At 44.5% G+C, this 15,382-nt stretch carries 17 protein-coding genes; 9 read left to right on the top strand and 8 right to left on the bottom strand.

Going from position 1 to position 15,382, the window contains the following annotated elements; all coding sequences use genetic code 11:
* Window positions 1-177: 177 nt before the first annotated feature.
* Genes slyA through ACTD55_RS12195 form a run of 3 tightly spaced genes read left to right on the top strand, consistent with a single transcriptional unit; the run spans window position 178 to window position 2,718 of the window.
* Window positions 178-618 carry a transcriptional regulator SlyA gene (slyA, locus tag ACTD55_RS12205; RefSeq protein ID WP_438864613.1) on the top strand — a complete coding sequence of 147 codons (441 nt, stop codon included), beginning with the start codon at window positions 178-180 and terminating at the stop codon, window positions 616-618.
* Complete coding sequence (locus ACTD55_RS12200) at window positions 615-1,682, top strand: HlyD family secretion protein (protein ID WP_438864612.1); 1,068 nt, start codon at window positions 615-617, stop codon at window positions 1,680-1,682. Before slyA ends, ACTD55_RS12200 begins: the two co-directional genes overlap by 4 nt.
* Complete coding sequence (locus ACTD55_RS12195) at window positions 1,672-2,718, top strand: DUF2955 domain-containing protein (RefSeq protein WP_438864611.1); 1,047 nt, start codon at window positions 1,672-1,674, stop codon at window positions 2,716-2,718. The genes ACTD55_RS12200 and ACTD55_RS12195 overlap by 11 nt, the downstream gene beginning before the upstream one ends.
* An 11-nt stretch (window positions 2,719-2,729) precedes the next feature.
* On the opposite strand, the gene ACTD55_RS12190 is transcribed toward ACTD55_RS12195, so the two are convergent.
* Window positions 2,730-3,488: an SDR family NAD(P)-dependent oxidoreductase gene (locus ACTD55_RS12190; protein ID WP_438864610.1), complete on the bottom strand. Its 759-nt coding sequence runs from the start codon at window positions 3,486-3,488 to the stop codon at window positions 2,730-2,732.
* Between the two features lie 68 nt (window positions 3,489-3,556).
* The gene (locus ACTD55_RS12185) at window positions 3,557-3,895 is read right to left on the bottom strand and encodes a tRNA-binding protein (protein WP_438864609.1); all 339 of its coding nucleotides are present in this window, start codon (window positions 3,893-3,895) and stop codon (window positions 3,557-3,559) included.
* Between the two features lie 171 nt (window positions 3,896-4,066).
* Here ACTD55_RS12185 and ACTD55_RS12180 point away from each other — a divergent pair, with 171 nt between their 5' ends.
* A complete protein-coding gene (locus ACTD55_RS12180; protein WP_438864608.1) occupies window positions 4,067-4,246 on the top strand; it encodes a hypothetical protein in 180 nt (59 codons plus the stop codon).
* Window positions 4,247-4,323: 77 nt separating this feature from the next.
* Here the strand turns inward: ACTD55_RS12180 and ACTD55_RS12175 are convergent, their stop codons facing one another.
* Both ACTD55_RS12175 and ACTD55_RS12170 read right to left on the bottom strand, forming a co-directional pair.
* Entirely contained in the window at window positions 4,324-5,874 is a 1,551-nt protein-coding gene (locus tag ACTD55_RS12175) for a DHA2 family efflux MFS transporter permease subunit (protein WP_438864607.1), read from the bottom strand.
* Window positions 5,874-6,950 (bottom strand): HlyD family secretion protein, encoded by a 1,077-nt coding sequence (locus ACTD55_RS12170; RefSeq protein ID WP_438864606.1) that lies wholly within the window; start codon window positions 6,948-6,950, stop codon window positions 5,874-5,876. The genes ACTD55_RS12175 and ACTD55_RS12170 overlap by 1 nt, the downstream gene beginning before the upstream one ends.
* Window positions 6,951-7,084: 134 nt before the next feature.
* Between ACTD55_RS12170 and ACTD55_RS12165 the strand changes: the two genes are divergently transcribed.
* Window positions 7,085-7,744 carry a TetR/AcrR family transcriptional regulator C-terminal domain-containing protein gene (locus ACTD55_RS12165; protein WP_438864605.1) on the top strand — a complete coding sequence of 220 codons (660 nt, stop codon included), beginning with the start codon at window positions 7,085-7,087 and terminating at the stop codon, window positions 7,742-7,744.
* A gap of 2 nt (window positions 7,745-7,746) precedes the next feature.
* On the opposite strand, the gene ACTD55_RS12160 is transcribed toward ACTD55_RS12165, so the two are convergent.
* The 3 genes from ACTD55_RS12160 to ACTD55_RS12150 form a co-directional block, all read right to left on the bottom strand.
* Entirely contained in the window at window positions 7,747-8,436 is a 690-nt protein-coding gene (locus ACTD55_RS12160; protein ID WP_438864604.1) for a hypothetical protein, read from the bottom strand.
* A gap of 95 nt (window positions 8,437-8,531) precedes the next feature.
* Entirely contained in the window at window positions 8,532-9,758 is a 1,227-nt protein-coding gene (locus ACTD55_RS12155) for a M56 family metallopeptidase (protein WP_438864603.1), read from the bottom strand.
* On the bottom strand, window positions 9,751-10,125 hold the full coding sequence (locus ACTD55_RS12150; protein WP_438864602.1) for a BlaI/MecI/CopY family transcriptional regulator: 375 nt from the start codon (window positions 10,123-10,125) through the stop codon (window positions 9,751-9,753). Before ACTD55_RS12150 ends, ACTD55_RS12155 begins: the two co-directional genes overlap by 8 nt.
* Window positions 10,126-10,292: 167 nt before the next feature.
* Between ACTD55_RS12150 and ACTD55_RS12145 the strand changes: the two genes are divergently transcribed.
* Window positions 10,293-11,816 (top strand): amidase, encoded by a 1,524-nt coding sequence (locus ACTD55_RS12145; protein WP_438864601.1) that lies wholly within the window; start codon window positions 10,293-10,295, stop codon window positions 11,814-11,816.
* Window positions 11,817-11,856: 40 nt separating this feature from the next.
* Here ACTD55_RS12145 and metJ read toward each other — a convergent pair whose 3' ends face one another.
* Window positions 11,857-12,177, bottom strand: a complete 321-nt coding sequence (gene metJ, locus ACTD55_RS12140; protein WP_438864600.1) for a met regulon transcriptional regulator MetJ — start codon at window positions 12,175-12,177, stop codon at window positions 11,857-11,859.
* A gap of 262 nt (window positions 12,178-12,439) precedes the next feature.
* Between metJ and metB the strand changes: the two genes are divergently transcribed.
* Genes metB through ACTD55_RS12125 form a run of 3 tightly spaced genes read left to right on the top strand, consistent with a single transcriptional unit; the run spans window position 12,440 to window position 15,382 of the window.
* Window positions 12,440-13,603, top strand: a complete 1,164-nt coding sequence (gene metB / locus ACTD55_RS12135; RefSeq protein ID WP_438864599.1) for a cystathionine gamma-synthase — start codon at window positions 12,440-12,442, stop codon at window positions 13,601-13,603.
* Complete coding sequence (gene metF, locus ACTD55_RS12130) at window positions 13,604-14,488, top strand: methylenetetrahydrofolate reductase (RefSeq protein ID WP_438864598.1); 885 nt, start codon at window positions 13,604-13,606, stop codon at window positions 14,486-14,488.
* Between the two features lie 60 nt (window positions 14,489-14,548).
* The gene (locus tag ACTD55_RS12125; protein ID WP_438864693.1) at window positions 14,549-15,382 is read left to right on the top strand and encodes a virulence factor BrkB family protein; all 834 of its coding nucleotides are present in this window, start codon (window positions 14,549-14,551) and stop codon (window positions 15,380-15,382) included.

The raw sequence follows: 15,382 nt of genomic DNA, 5'->3' as shown, positions 1-15,382 counted from the left end.
TAAAATCCCCGCCATTAACGCGGGGATTTTTTTAATCTGAAAAGACCGTTTACCCGCCCCTTAATCCATTAACCAGCAACAACAACAGTATCGACAAGTTCCATTAACAATCTATTAATTTGATTAGCATGCTAAGTATATGTTATATTAGTTAGCATGCTAACTAAATGAGAAAAGATGATGGAAAGTAACATTGGCTGGTTACTCAGTCGCGCCGCATTCAGCTGGCGCAACGCAGTGGATCATTACATGTCCGGCTTAGGCCTGACTCAAACCCGTTGGATTGCATTACTGCACCTTGATCGTATGGGAGAAGGTTGTAGTCAGAAAGAACTGGCTGACAATATTGGCATTGAGCAACCCTCATTGCTACGTACCTTAAATCAACTTGAACAAAGCGGATTAATTATTCGCAAAGCCTGTGCCGAAGATGCCCGTCGCAAAAATCTATGGTTCACCGCTGAAGGACGTGAGCTGTTAGAACAGGTGGAAAGTATGGCGAAAGCGGGACGTCAAAAAATGCTTACCGGATTAGATCCACAGCAACGCCAACTACTGCACGAGTTGTTACAAACCATCATTAACAATGGTGACCAATTTATTACGGAGAAATCATGACCTCAGATAAACAATTTAATCGCTGGATGCGTGGTGCTTTTGTGTTGTTCATCGTAGTTTTTGCCTATGTATTGATCACCGATGTGACCATTCCAATGACCCCGCATTCAATGGTACAACGCCCGGTAATCACGGTAGCTCCCCGAGTCGCAGGTGAAGTGACGGAGGTGTATGTGAGCAATAACCAACGGGTTGCTGCCGGAGACCTGCTGTTTAAGATTGATCCTAGCGATTATCAACTGGCCGTGGAAAAAGCACTGTTAGCTTTAAGTGCCGCCAAACAAACCAATGCAACATTACAAGCGCAACTTGCACAGGCTCAAGCCACTGTCACCGAAGCTTCCGTTACATTGCAGGAAAGCCAACGTGAATATGCGCGGCTGCAAACCTTAATGCAACAGGATGTGGTCAGTCAGCAACTCGTTGACCAACACGCTGCCGAAGTTAATTCAGCGCAGGCACGTTTAGTTGCCGCACAACAGAATCAACGAGCGGTAGAAACAGAACTAGGTGACCAAGGCGACCAAAATTTACGCTTACGTCAGGCCCGTAATCAACTCGAGTTAGCCCAACTGAACCTCAAACGCACTCAAGTAGTTGCACCTGAGGATGGCGTGGTTTCTAACCTGCAACTGGTCGCCGGTATTCAAGCTCAGGCCAATCAGTCCTTACTGAGTCTGGTGGTGATGGGCCAAGAACGAATTGCTGCTGACTTTCGTGAAAAAAGTCTGAGTCATATCCCGCAAAATGCAACGGCATTAGTGGTATTTGACGCACTGCCTGGACAAGTATTTAATGCCTCACTGAGTAGTCGTGATCTGGGTATAGCTCAAGGGCAAAATACAGCCAACGGTCAACTGGCTGCCCCCGATAACAGTGATCGATGGGTACGTGATGCACAGCGCATACGTGTCTATGTAGAGTTACAGCAACAATCACTGCCCATTTCCCTAGCCACCGGCTCACGAGCCACTGTCATGCTGGAAAACGATACCCATGGTGTGATGCATCTGCTAGCGCGGATACAAATGGCCGTAATCAGTTATCTGCACTATGTCTACTAATATTCATACTGATAATACAACGGGTCTGACTCAGGCAGAACAACGACGCCTACTGCGCATCGCGTTAGGTAGCTGTACCGGTTTTCTGCTGTGTAAATTGATGAATTGGCCTTATGGTGTATTTTTTACCGTTTTTCCAATGCTGTTGCTTGGCATGTTACCGGTATTTAATCGTCTTATCGCTTGGCAGTTTGTCCTTGGCACCGTGGTCAATATTGTCGAACTGTATGTATTGCATCGCTTTTTTCTACCCTATGCCTTGCCAATGACATTGGCGACCTTCGCTATTTTCGCTGTACATTTTTACTTTATGGCCAAAGGAAAACATTATTTGTTATGGGCTTCCGGGCTAGTGACGTTATCAACATTACTGCATTTTGGCAGTTACCCGGATACCAATATCAGCGATATGGTCGCTGCGACCTTATTGGCCTCAGTCTTGTCTGTGGTGGGTGCCTGTGTGTTTTACTGGCTTATTCCTGATGTAGACAAGCCGTTACCCCCACCACCTAATACAGCCACCCAGATTCAGATACGCCACCGCACTTTGTTAGGCGCTACACTGGTAACAATATCATTTATGGTATTTCAGATTCTCGACTTGCGTGATTCCTTATCTGCCCAAGTTGCCACCGTACTGGTTCTGTTTCCGTTAACCTTTCAGGGATCGCTAACCAGTGCCTTCAAGCGGGCTAAAGGAGTCAGTATCGGCTGTGTTCTGGCGATTCTGGTACAGGTATTGATGTATAACCTAATCGCCCATCTGGCATTGGTAGTATTAGCCTTGTTTATCACTATTTTACTTACTGCACGACTGCATTTAATCGAACGCGCAGGTTCTGGAACCGGTTTTGGAGCCCTAACCACAATCGGAATTTTATTTGGTCAATACATGAATCCAACTGCCGATATTTTTTATAGCAGTCTATACCGGTTTTCCTCTGTTGTGATCGCTCTGAGTGTACTGATCCTGTGCGCTCATGGTTTGCATCGCTTACTCAATTGCTTTGAGGCAACCCGGGATATAACGACTTAACCTAAGCTCGATTAAGTAAGATTTAATCCCCCATCAGCCAATATGATTTCACCGGTAATATAACTACTCGCAACTAGCATTGATGCAATATAAGCAATTTCAGAGGGTTTGGCTCCACGTCTCATTGGGGATTTATCTTTCCACAATCGATGAGCATCAACCCATTTCTCAGTCATCGGGGTATCAACTAAACCGGGGGCAATTGCATTAACACGAATATCTGGTGATAAATTCAACGCTAATAATGTAGTGACATGATTTAGTGCCGCCTTTGTTGCCGCATAAGGAACCGATGCACCTTTAGGACGAACTCCAGCATGTGAACTAATATTCACGATACAACTGGGACATGCTTGGGTTGATGATTGTCTAAGAGCTGATTCAGCTTCAGCAATTAACGTCCATGGGGCTATCACATTAACCTCGTAAAGCTCGCGCCATACCTCAGCTGAGGCCTGTTTAAGATCGTTGTGGGGGATCATTGCATTAATACCCGCATTATTAACTAACACATCCAACCTACCATGGTGAGACAGCACATCTAAAATTAACCGCTTTACTTGAACTTGATCCGATAAGTCGGCTTGAATATAAATAGCGTTGGGAATTTGGCTAGCGAAACGTTGCCCTTCGGCTACCGACGTTCTTGAATGCAACACAACTGTAAATCCATCCTTATTAAGCTGTAGGGCAATCGCTTTTCCAATCCCGGATGTTGAACCTGTAATTAGGGCAACTCTGCCTCTATTGTTATTTTGATCTGAACTCATGCGTATTCCATTTACTTCGTGAGTTTACTCTCAAAGATAAATACCGTAGTACCCGGCGAGAGAAATCATTAAGCCAAACGAGCTCCATTTGGCAAAGGTTGATCTGGTGATACCAATACCACAGCACCATCTTCCCGATGAACACCGGTAACCAAACACTCAGACATAATGGGCCCGATTTGTTTAGGCGGAAAGTTAACCACTGCCATAACCTGTTTACCTAATAGATCTGATTTACTATAGAGCTTGGTTATTTGAGCGCTAGATTTTTTAATCCCGATATTGCCACCGAAATCAACACGCAACTTGTAGGCAGGGTTTCTTGCTTCAGGAAAATCCTGAACCTCCACAATGGTGCCTATTCTAAGTTCCACTCTCTGGAAATCATGCCAATTAATATGTTCCATAACTATCTCGAATTAATTCCCCAAAATCCAATCCGTTTTATCGGTTATTCCCATAAACTACAGCGGAAAGAAACAGAGAAAATAAAGTAACGTCAAATAATCTAAATAACAATAAGTTAGCCTGAAAATGAATGACATTTATATAGCGGATTGTAGAGGCTCAACTATGGATTGCGCGTCAAAAACGAATGGGATAAAACCAATGATGCGCCATTTGCCCTACCACTGAACAAGGGTGGTATTATTGGAATTAATAAAAATCCCACTGACCATGATCAGGTTAATAACCATGGCAGTGGGAGAAAATGCGGTATCGAAACCGCCACGCTAGTAAAGGGAGAAGTTCACTAAAGACGTATTATTTAAGACTCGTCAGACTGTATAAAGTTTCTTTCAAAACAATAAATTACGTTTTCTTTACACTATTATTAATGCTCTGCGACCGGTCCGGCGGCACTCTCTGGCTTGCGCATAAATATCATCAAAGGCACGGCACACAAATACAACACACCCAAAATCAAAAACAGGTCATTGAACGACAATACCCTCGCTTGCAACATCACTCGTTGGGCCATTTGTTTAATTGCAGCGGCAGCGGGATCGCTCACCATACCGGTTAACTGCATTTGCGACTGATACAATTGCTGGACCACCACATCCCGAGTGGTATCAACGGCATGAATAAGCTGAGTCCAATGATAATCAAAACGAAAATCACGAATGGTATCCATCGTGGCTAATCCCACCGCGCCGCCGAGGTTACGCATCACATTAAATAAGCCTGCAGCATTACTAATTTCATGGTCTGGCAACGTTCCCATTGCCAAGCGCGTCGCGGTAAGAATACACACCAATAATCCCACTCCACGCACAATCTGAGGCCAGAAAAAGTGCTCATAGCCTGATTCGGTGGTCAGGGTTGAATTCATAATCGCCCCCAATCCGACTAAAAACAGGCCAAAGGTCAGCATATAGCGGGCATCGATTTTATCCGATAATTTACCAAAGACGGGGGCGGTAAAGAACATCGTGGCACCGGTAACAAACATGATTTCACCAATCTGCAAGCTATTAAACTGTCGTACGGTGCCAAAAAACAATGGCATTAAATACACCAAACCATATAACGCAATACCGATGATAAAGCCGAGGACAGTGCCCAATGCAAAGTTACGATCCTTAAACACTTTTAGATCCACAATTGGAAAATCTACCGTTAATGCTCGCCAGAAAAACGCCACGGCACTGCACATACTAATCAATGAAAAAATAATGATTTCGGTACTGGCAAACCAGTCTTCACCGGGCCCTTCTTCCAGTACAAATTCCAGTGGGCCAAGAAACAAGGCTAAAAATAACAAACCGGTAAAATCGATTTTTTTGAAAAGACTAAAATCGGGTTCATCAATATGTAAATTAAACCACACCACGACACTGGCAAGAATTCCTGGAATAACATTCATCAAAAACAGCCAGTGCCAACTCAACGATAATGTAATGTAGCCGCCTAACGTCGGACCAATCGAAGGAGCGGTGGTGGCGATCATACCAATGACAGCCTGAATGATGCCCATCATCCGTGGCGGGAATAACCGAAATCCCAGCGCATAAGCAATAGGGATCATTGCACCGCCAACAAACCCCTGAATGGCACGCAATACAATAAGCTGATCGATCGTTTGTGCCATTGCACAACCCACGCTAGCCAGCGTAAAAGCCGAGCAGCTAAGCACAAAAGTCAAGCGTGTCGATAACCAACGAATTAGCATGCCTGAAAGGGGGATCATGATCACTTCAGCAATTAAATATGCTGTTTGTACCCATGAAATTTCATCTGGAGTGGCCGACACACCGGCTTGAATTTCATTTAACGAACTGGCGACAATCTGGATATCCAGAATGGCCATAAACATCCCCACCATCGCAGCGATAAAACCAATTCGCTGCTGGATGCTAGGCATATCATTTTTGTTCGGCATTATGGTGCTTCCACGTTATCCAGATATGATTTTTGCTGACTAAAATGCTGAGTATCCACTGAAGGGACTACCGATAATCCGGGGCGAAGCAGATATAAGGAATTTTTAGGCCCGGTGATCTGAATGCGCACTGGCACTCGTTGCACAATCTTATTAAAGTTGCCGGTTGCATTGTCTGCCGGCAATAAACTGAATTCGGTTCCTGTAGACGGTGCGAGTGACTCAACGACACCGGTAAATTGAATATCCGGTTGTGCATCCACATTCAGCGTTACCGGCTGACCAATGCTCATATGGGTAATTTGGGTTTCTTTGTAATTGGCAATCACATAAATTTTGGATAACGGTACTAAATACAATAACGTCATATTCGGTTGCGCAGCACTACCGACCCGAGCTCCTAAATTACCAATAACTCCGTCACTAGGCGCCACAATAGCAGCTTTGGTTAGCTGGTTTTTGGCAAAATCCAGCTCGGATTGAACAACACTAATTTGTGCTTCAGCACTACTACGTTTGGTCTCCAGCACCGCTACCATTTGCGTAGCAGCCGCTTTAGCCGCAGTCGCCTGAGCAACTTTAGCTTTAGCCACCTGTACTGCGGCTTCCGCATTTTGCAATTGCTGTTTAGAGTCATATGACTGACTCTCCAGCACTTTAAAGCGCTTTAACTCTAATTCGGCACGATGCAATTCCGCACGGGCAGCATCAATATTCGCCGACGCTTCATCCAACTTTTTATCTTGTAAGGCAAATTGCGCGTCGGCGTCTGCCAATGCAGCCTGGCTAACCGCCAACTGTGCCTGAGCTTGCTTAACTTTAGCCTGATAGTCTGCAGGATCAATTTGAATCAATAACTGGCCTTTTGCGACTCGCTGATTTTCCTGCACTGCCACCGCTGCTATTCGTCCAGTAATCTCGGGGCGGATTGCTATCGTATCAGCCTTAATATAAGCATTGTCAGTTTCTTCGGTAAAACGCCCATGTTGGTACCATTGCATAGCGGCCCGAGCAGCAAAGAACAGTAAAGTGAGTGCGACCAAGGTAAATATCACTTTTTTAATGGTGAATTTCATAGGTAAAAGGATCCATACAAGAGAATAGCAATTGAACAATGTGTAATGTATATTACACTACACAAAAATTCAAGTCCTGTTATAGAATCAATTATTTGATAACATCACAGTTCAGATAATAGGTAGTCATATTGATGAATAATGAAAATCCCACCTTAAGTTGCGCTGATGAAAATTATACTCCGAGAGAAAAGGGGCTATTAAGGCGTGATAAAATACTCGATGCTGCTACGGAAGTATTTTGTCGCAACGGATTTGACGCTGCCAGCCTACAGGAAATTATGGCTGAAGCAGGTGGATCACTGGCAACCTTGTATCGGTTATTTGGGAACAAAGAAGGTCTGTTTCAGGCTGTGATTGAGCGCACCTCCGGACAAATGGTGGATAAGTTGAGTTCCACATTTGCCCGGGAGCAGGACCCGGTTGATGTATTACATGCCATGGGAATCAGCTTTCTCGATCTACTGTCCTCTCCCCAGGTCGGAGCCATCCATCGCCTTCTTATTTCCGAATCAGGGCGCTACCCGCAACTGCGTGAAATTTTTATCAAAACCGCTCCAGAGAGAAACCTCAGAGCAGTGGCGGATTATTTACAATCGCTGGTCGATGCCGGTTATTTGCAATTAAATGATTGTTATATGGCCGCTCAACAGTTACTTAGCATGTTTAAAGGTAACTACCATATGCGTTGTGTATTAGGTGACACTGTGGTGTTATCCGATGACGAGAAGAAACGCTATGTCGAAAATGCCGTGTCAATTTTTCTGAATGGTTGTGCGAAAAAGTACACATAAAATTACTCCCGGACACCGGCAGAAAAAGTGCATCCACCAAAGAAGTAATCTTCTACCGGGGTGATACTCGTCACCTTTATGCGGCCAATTGAGTCAGCACGCGTCTGTTGCTCCACAACTAAATAGAACCACCACTGTCGATCCTGACTGCGCAATTCAATATAGGGATATTCAGTCACCCGCCAAATCCCGGTCAGGGAAGCTTGTTGCTCGGCGCTCAATGGTTGGTCAAAAGACATCTGATAGTGCTGATCGGCGGTTAACTTAATACTGCCCGTTGGCGTGCAGTCGTCGGTATGAAACTGGCGTAGCAAGCTTGAGACTTGATCCCGTTGCTGTCGATTGATGTTGTCCGGTATTAAAAACAACCCCAGGCTATTATTGCTAAACCATTGATTGCCCGTAACCAGTGGCTGAACTGAATTTATATTCCAGCCCAGTGTCGCCAGCCGCAATTGTACTTCATCAATTGTATTGGGATCGTTGAGTACCAGTGCATACATCAACGTTGATTGCTGAATAGCAGCCGGAAATTCATAGTCATTAGTTAACACATCAAAGCCCGCCTCGTTTAGCGTACTAACGATTTGACTGGTTTGGTCGTCGCTTAAATAGCGCTGATTGACTATCACTCTGGTCGCACTGCATGCACTCAATAGACACAAACTAAAACACAGCGATAGCCATTTCATAACAACACCAAAAATGAAATTGATCAGAAATTCAGTCGACATCGCCCCAGCAATAAAAATGTTGAGGCAATAAAAGCCAGAAAAAACAGACCGTTTTAATTAACTATCTTAATCCCTTCAACCAGCGAGTTACGTGGCGAGCTAGTTTGATCCAGCAAATAGTCCAGTTGTACCAGCAAGTTGGTTTGCTTTTGCGCCTGCCCACCAACAATACGCGGCTTATATCGCCATTGTTGCAACGCCTTGATTGATTCCTTTTCAAATACTTGCTCCGGTATGGCCTTGATCACTTTAATATTCGACGTGGTACCATCTACATCAATATCAAATTGCAATACAACTGACCCTTCTATTTTTTGCTCAGCGGCTTCCAGCGGATAGAGCGGTTCCACTCGCTGCACCGGTGAGGCTAAATTCACTTGCGTTTTATCAATCGTGGCTGGCTGTTGATTAGCCATCGCGATCCCGGTTAAAAGCCCGCCTGACAACATTAATACCGTTGCAACCAAACTAACTTTTGCCGAACCACTGTGTTGAATTAACTTAATGCGCTTTTTCATACTGTGTTTATCTCCGTACTGTGAATAAATCGTCATGGGTTGTAGTGACACTTCCGCACAGCGCAATAATGCTTTGCTATACAGAATTTTTTCTTGTTGATTTTTATTGATTAATACCACCTCATCACAAGCTAACTCCTGACACCGGCGAAAAGCTTTATACCCAATCCACACCAATGGGTTAAACCAGAACAGCGCAACAACAACCAACCCACACAAATTAAAAACGTTATCCCGGCGGCGGTAGTGCACTAACTCGTGTTGCAAGATCATCTGCTGTTGGGCCGCAGTAAAGTCGGCTTGGAATGAGCTAGGAACAATTAATCTGGGTCTAAATATTCCTGTTAACACTGGCCCGGCGACGTAACGGGAGGTACTAATAATGAGTTGTTGAGGAAAATGCGTTGGTAACTCAATATTCTTCAGCGGCGTTAATGATAATTGGCTAAATCGCCATTGTTGCCACCAAGCAACTGCCATGACAGCTAACGCCCCAATCATCCAAATGAACTGCCAACTAAATAACGAACCCACTTTCTGACTCTGGCTGGAAAAGCCCACTACATAACGATTAATGCTGTGGTTATTCAGACTCACCAAATCCACCGGTAGATTGTTAACTAGCAGTGCCAGCGGCACCAATAACCACAATAGGTAAACCGTTCTGGCTCCCAAATCTTCCACCGCTTTTCGTTCTAGCAGAAGCATGAGCAATAGAATCACGCTCAATACCAGTTGTTGTGACAGAATCCAGCTAGCCATTGTCTTTCTCCCACTGTTCAATCAATGCCTTTAGCTCATCCACATCCTGTTTAGACAAGGAATCCGCTTCCGCAAAACCAGCAACTAACGGGGCAACGCGGCCTTCAAATAAACGCCGCACCAAGCTTTTACTTTCATTCACTACATAGGATTCCCGTTCTAGCAACGGAAAATAAAGGTAACTACGCTGTTGCTTGTCAAAATCGATGGCACCTTTTTTAACCAAACGGCTTAATAAGGTTTTAACCGTTTTATCATGCCAATCCTTGTGGCGATTAAGCCGCTCAATAATGTCATTGGCTGATGCTGGATATTGCTCCCATAACGCATCTAATACTTCAAATTCAGTTTTGCTTATTTCAGTCATGATTTTCTCGATTACAAATGTAGTCAATAAATTAAGATTACACTTGTAATCAAGAAGCGCAAGTGAAATAACAACTATTTTACAAATAATGAATTGATTAAGTTCATCAGAGGTTGGACAAAAACCAAGCAACAGCGGTATAACAGAAATAAAAAAGGATAATAATCATGAAAACCGTACTGAAGATCGTTCTATTGCTACTCAGCCCCAGTCTATTCGCGGCGCCCAAGCTAGAAGAGCTCACCATTAACCAGACCCAGCAATTATTTACGTCTGGTGAACTGACCAGTGAACAACTGGTCAATTATTATCTGGAGCGAATTAGCCATATTGATCAAAATGGTATCAAGCTCAATTCAGTGGTGCAGATCAACGAGGAAGCATTAGCTGAGGCCAAACAACTGGATCAAGAAAGACAACACCATATTATTCGTGGTCCATTGCACGGTATTCCAGTGTTACTCAAAGACAATATTGATACCGCAGACGGAATGGCCAATACAGCGGGCTCATGGGCATTAAAAAGTAATTTTCCTGAAGATGATGCGTTTTTGGTCAAACAATTACGTACCGCGGGGGCAATTATTTTAGGTAAAACCAATTTAAGTGAATGGGCTAATTTTCGTTCCAGCCATTCTTCCAGTGGCTGGAGCGGCTTATACGGGCAAACCAAAAATCCCTACGATCCTACTCGCAGCCCCTGTGGTTCAAGCTCCGGCTCCGGTGTCGCTGTCGCAGCAAACCTGACCCTGTTAGCCGTGGGTACCGAAACCGATGGTTCGGTGACTTGCCCTTCATCATTAAACGGTATTGTCGGTATCAAACCCAGCCTGGGAACGGTCAGTCGCGATGGCATCATTCCTATCGCCCACAGTCAGGATACCGCCGGCCCCATGGCACGCACAGTAACGGATGCCGTTTATCTGCTCGATAGTATGGTCGCCTTTGATTCCACTGATAAACAAGCGCAAAAAAGTGAAACAGATTTTGCCAGCCATTTAAAAGCCGATGGGTTAAAAGGTAAACGAATTGGCATAGTTCGCCAGCTAATGGGTTACCAACCCGATGTAGATGAACTGTTTGAACAGGCTGTTAACGTATTAAAAAAACAAGGCGCGGTGATTGTTGATGATGTAACGCTAGGCGACAGTGGTGAATGGGGTAAAGCCGAATACGAAGTACTGCTATATGAATTTAAAACTGATTTAAACCAATATTTATCTACCACCGCTGAAGGGTTACCTAAATCCTTACAAGACTTGATTGATTTTAATAATCAGCATCAACAACAGGAAATGCCCTACTTCAGACAGGAAATTTTTCAGCAAGCCCAGCAGAAAGGTCCATTAACTGACAAGTTGTATCAGGATGCGTTAAAAAAGGCTAAATCATTAACCGGTAAACAGGGCATTGATGCGGCATTACAACAACATGATCTGGATTTACTGATTGCCCCCAGTAATCAACCTGCCTGGAAAACTGACTGGATCAATGGCGACCACTATACTGGCGCCGCGTCATCACCCGCAGCGATTTCCGGTTATCCACATATTACCGTGCCAATGGGCCAAGTACATGGTTTACCGGTGGGGTTATCCTTTTTCTCGGGAATGTTATCGGAAGGAACCTTAATTGAAGCGGCTTATGGATTTGAGCAGGCAACTCAACACCGTAAACCACCTGAGCTATAGTAAACAAAGTCGACTGCCGTTGGCCACGGCAGTCGGGCATTTAGATCAATTCATCCTCGTCAATCTCGATCCCCATTTGCTGCATAATTTTACGTGCTTCAGAGGGAATACGATGCTCATTGTCTTTACGCAAATCGTCATCATTAGGCAAAGGTTGATCGGTAAACGCATGCAAAAAGGCTTCACATAACAATTCTGAATTAGTCGCATGACGCAAGTTGTTAATTTGCCGACGAGTGCGCTCATCAGTGAGTACTTTCAACACTTTGAGGGGAATAGAAACAGTGACTTTTTTTACCAGTTCACTTTTTTTACCGTGCTCTGCATAGGGATGAATATAATTGCCATTCCATTTAGCCATATCAGGTCTACTCTTGGTTATTAATAAATAACTGTGTTGATTTATAGCCCAATCAGCTATCAGCACAATTATTAGATTATTGTAAGGGTCTGTTTATCTTTCATATTCCTCACTGTTAAGAAATGAAAGATAAACAGACCCTACTCTGCAACGAAATTCTAACGGTTAGCGGTATTTAGTCAACTTTAGATGTCTAAACATCTTGACGGCTTGACTATCTTTCTTTACATTTGGACGTCTAAACGTCCAAACAAGGATAATTATGTCAAAACTCAACAGCCAGACGATAGCGGTACGCAGCGGAATTGAAACCGATCCGGTCTATGGTGCGGTAGTACCTCCGGTTTATATGACCAGTAACTTTGCCTTCGAAGATTTTCGTGAGCCGGGTCAGTTCGATTACGCCCGTTCCGGCAATCCAACCACCAAACTGTTAGAGAAAACCTTGGCAGATATGGAACAAGGCGCCGGTGCCGTGGTAACCAATTGTGGCTTGGCTGCAATAACCTTGGTTATGCAGTTGTTGGAGCAAGGCGATACGTTAGTTGTGCCCCATGACAGCTATGGTGGCAGCTTGCGGTTATTTAAAGCGTTAGCCAATAAAGGACATTTTATCTTAGACGTGGTGGATCAAACTGATCCCGAAGCGCTTAAACAGGCCTTAGCTAAAAAACCGGCAATGATATGGTTAGAAACACCGAGCAATCCATTGTTAAGACTCGTGGATATTCAGGCGATTTGTGAAGTAGCCAAAAAGCAGGGAACCAAGGTCACCGTAGATAACACTTTTCTGTCACCAATATTGCAGCAACCATTAACCTTGGGCGCCGATTTTGTAGTGCATTCCTGCACTAAATATATTAACGGCCATAGTGATGCACTAGGTGGTGTGGTGGTATGTGCCGATGCTGAAATCGCTGAAAACTTAGGCTGGTGGGCCAATTGCCTTGGTTTAACCGATTGTTCTGCCTTAAATAATTATATGATTTTACGTGGGGTTCGTACCTTATCAGCGCGTATGGCGGTGCATCTGCAAAATGCTGAAAAATTGGTCAATGCCCTTATCTCTCATCCAGCAGTGGATAAAGTGTACTACCCCGGTCTGGCCTCGCATCCCGGCTATGAGATTGCCAAAAAGCAACAGAAAGGGTTTGGCGGCATGCTCAGTTTTGAATTAAAAGGCGGCGAAGCCGAAGTCGAAACCTTGCTTAACAATATTAATCTGTTCTCAATTGCCGAATCTTTAGGGGGCACCGAGAGTTTAATTTGTTATCCGTCTACCATGACCCATCGAGCAATGGATGAACAATCCCAATTAACCGCAGGGATCAGTAAGACCTTGTTAAGAATATCCGCCGGCGTAGAGTATGGTGACGATCTTGTCGCTGATCTGGTTGCCGCATTGAATAAAATTAAGGAAGCATAAATGGTGTCTTACGCACGGGGTATCGATGCCCTGAACCAATCTTTATCACAATTAAAAGACATCAATGTGTCCTTTGAGTTTTTCCCGCCCAACAGCGAACAAATGGAACAGACCTTGTGGAAATCTGTCGAGCGATTAGCTCCGCTTAAGCCCGCCTATATGTCGGTTACTTATGGAGCAAATAGTGGTGAGCGTGACAGAACACATGAGGTGGTCAAACGGATCCAGACTCAAACCGGAATTAGTGCGGCACCGCATTTAACTTGTGTAGACGCCAGCCGCGATGAACTTAAAAGTATTGCCCAGGATTACTGGAATAACGGAATACGCCGCATAGTCGCTTTGCGTGGTGATTTGCCAGCTGGCATGGAAAAGACCGAAATGTACGCCAGTGATCTGGTGAGTCTGTTAAAAGAGGTGGCGGACTTTGATATTGCTGTTGCTGCCTATCCCGAAGTCCACCCGGATGCACCGAATAGCCAGTTTGATTTGCTTAACCTGAAACGCAAAGCCGAAGCGGGTGCGAATCAGGCAATCACCCAGTTCTTTTTTGATGCTGAAGTGTATTTGCGCTTTAGAGATCGCGCTGCGGCCGCTGGAATTGATGTGGACATCGTGCCAGGCATTTTACCTGTAACCAACTACAAAACGCTGGTTAAGTTTGCCGGCATGACAAATGTTCACGTGCCTGACTGGTTGCACAAAATGTATGACGGCTTAGCCGATGACGATCAAACCACCCGTAACTTGCTGGGTGCCAGTATATCGATGGATATGGTAAAAATTCTAGCCAAAGAAGGGGTCAGGGATTTCCATTTTTATACCTTGAACCGTAGTGAATTAAGTTACGCTATTTGCCATATGTTAGGCTTAAGGTCAGAATAACACTGTCGGTATAATGTCACCGGCTATTTGGCTGGAGTAAAAGTTTTGACTGATAACAAATTGCTGGATTGGTGGCGGCAAACCAGTCCGCAAGCCGGTTCATTTTTGAAAGCGTTTGTCTTGGGCTGTAAAGATGATCGCATTACGGTATCGGCTGGTCATCTTGCCTATGTGTCACTGTTATCACTAGTGCCATTTATTATGGTGTTTTTTACCATTCTGCAGGCCTTCCCCGCCTTTGACGATGCTCGAGGCGAATTAGAATCTTTTATATTCAGTAACTTCGTCCCACATGCCGGAGGCGTGGTGCAAAAATATGTCAGTCAGTTTGCCGGCAATGCCTCTCAAATGGGTGCGGTTGGTATCTTATCCTTGGTCGTTGTGGCGTTATTGCTTATTTCCAACGTGGATAAAACACTCAATCATATCTGGCGCACTCCAAGTGAACGTCGTCCAATATTCACCTTTGCCATTTATTGGATGGTACTCACTCTCGGTCCAATGCTGATGGGAACCGGAATTGCCATTAGCTCATACTTAATGGGGCTGGCAACCTTTGCTGAAGGCTATACCCCGGGAATTACCACGTTATTATTAAAACTGATCCCTTATGTCACCTCAATAGGGGCCTTTTTCATCTTGTATATGGTGGTGCCTAATAAACGAGTTAGGGCCAAACATGCCTTGGCGGGGGCCGCTGTAGCAGCTGTATTATTCGAGCTATCTAAAAAAGGTTTTGCTTTTTATATCAGCAGTTTTCCATCTTATCAGGTCATCTATGGTGCCATGGCGACCATACCTATCCTATTTTTATGGGTGTATTTAAGTTGGATAGTGGTACTAGTGGGAGCAGAATTCACGGTCCAAGTGGAAAAGTTTGCTGATACGGATTGA

The organism is Neptunicella sp., from assembly GCF_048268085.1.
GTDB lineage: Bacteria > Pseudomonadota > Gammaproteobacteria > Enterobacterales > Alteromonadaceae > Neptunicella.
This window is presented reverse-complemented; position numbering and strand designations above follow the sequence as displayed.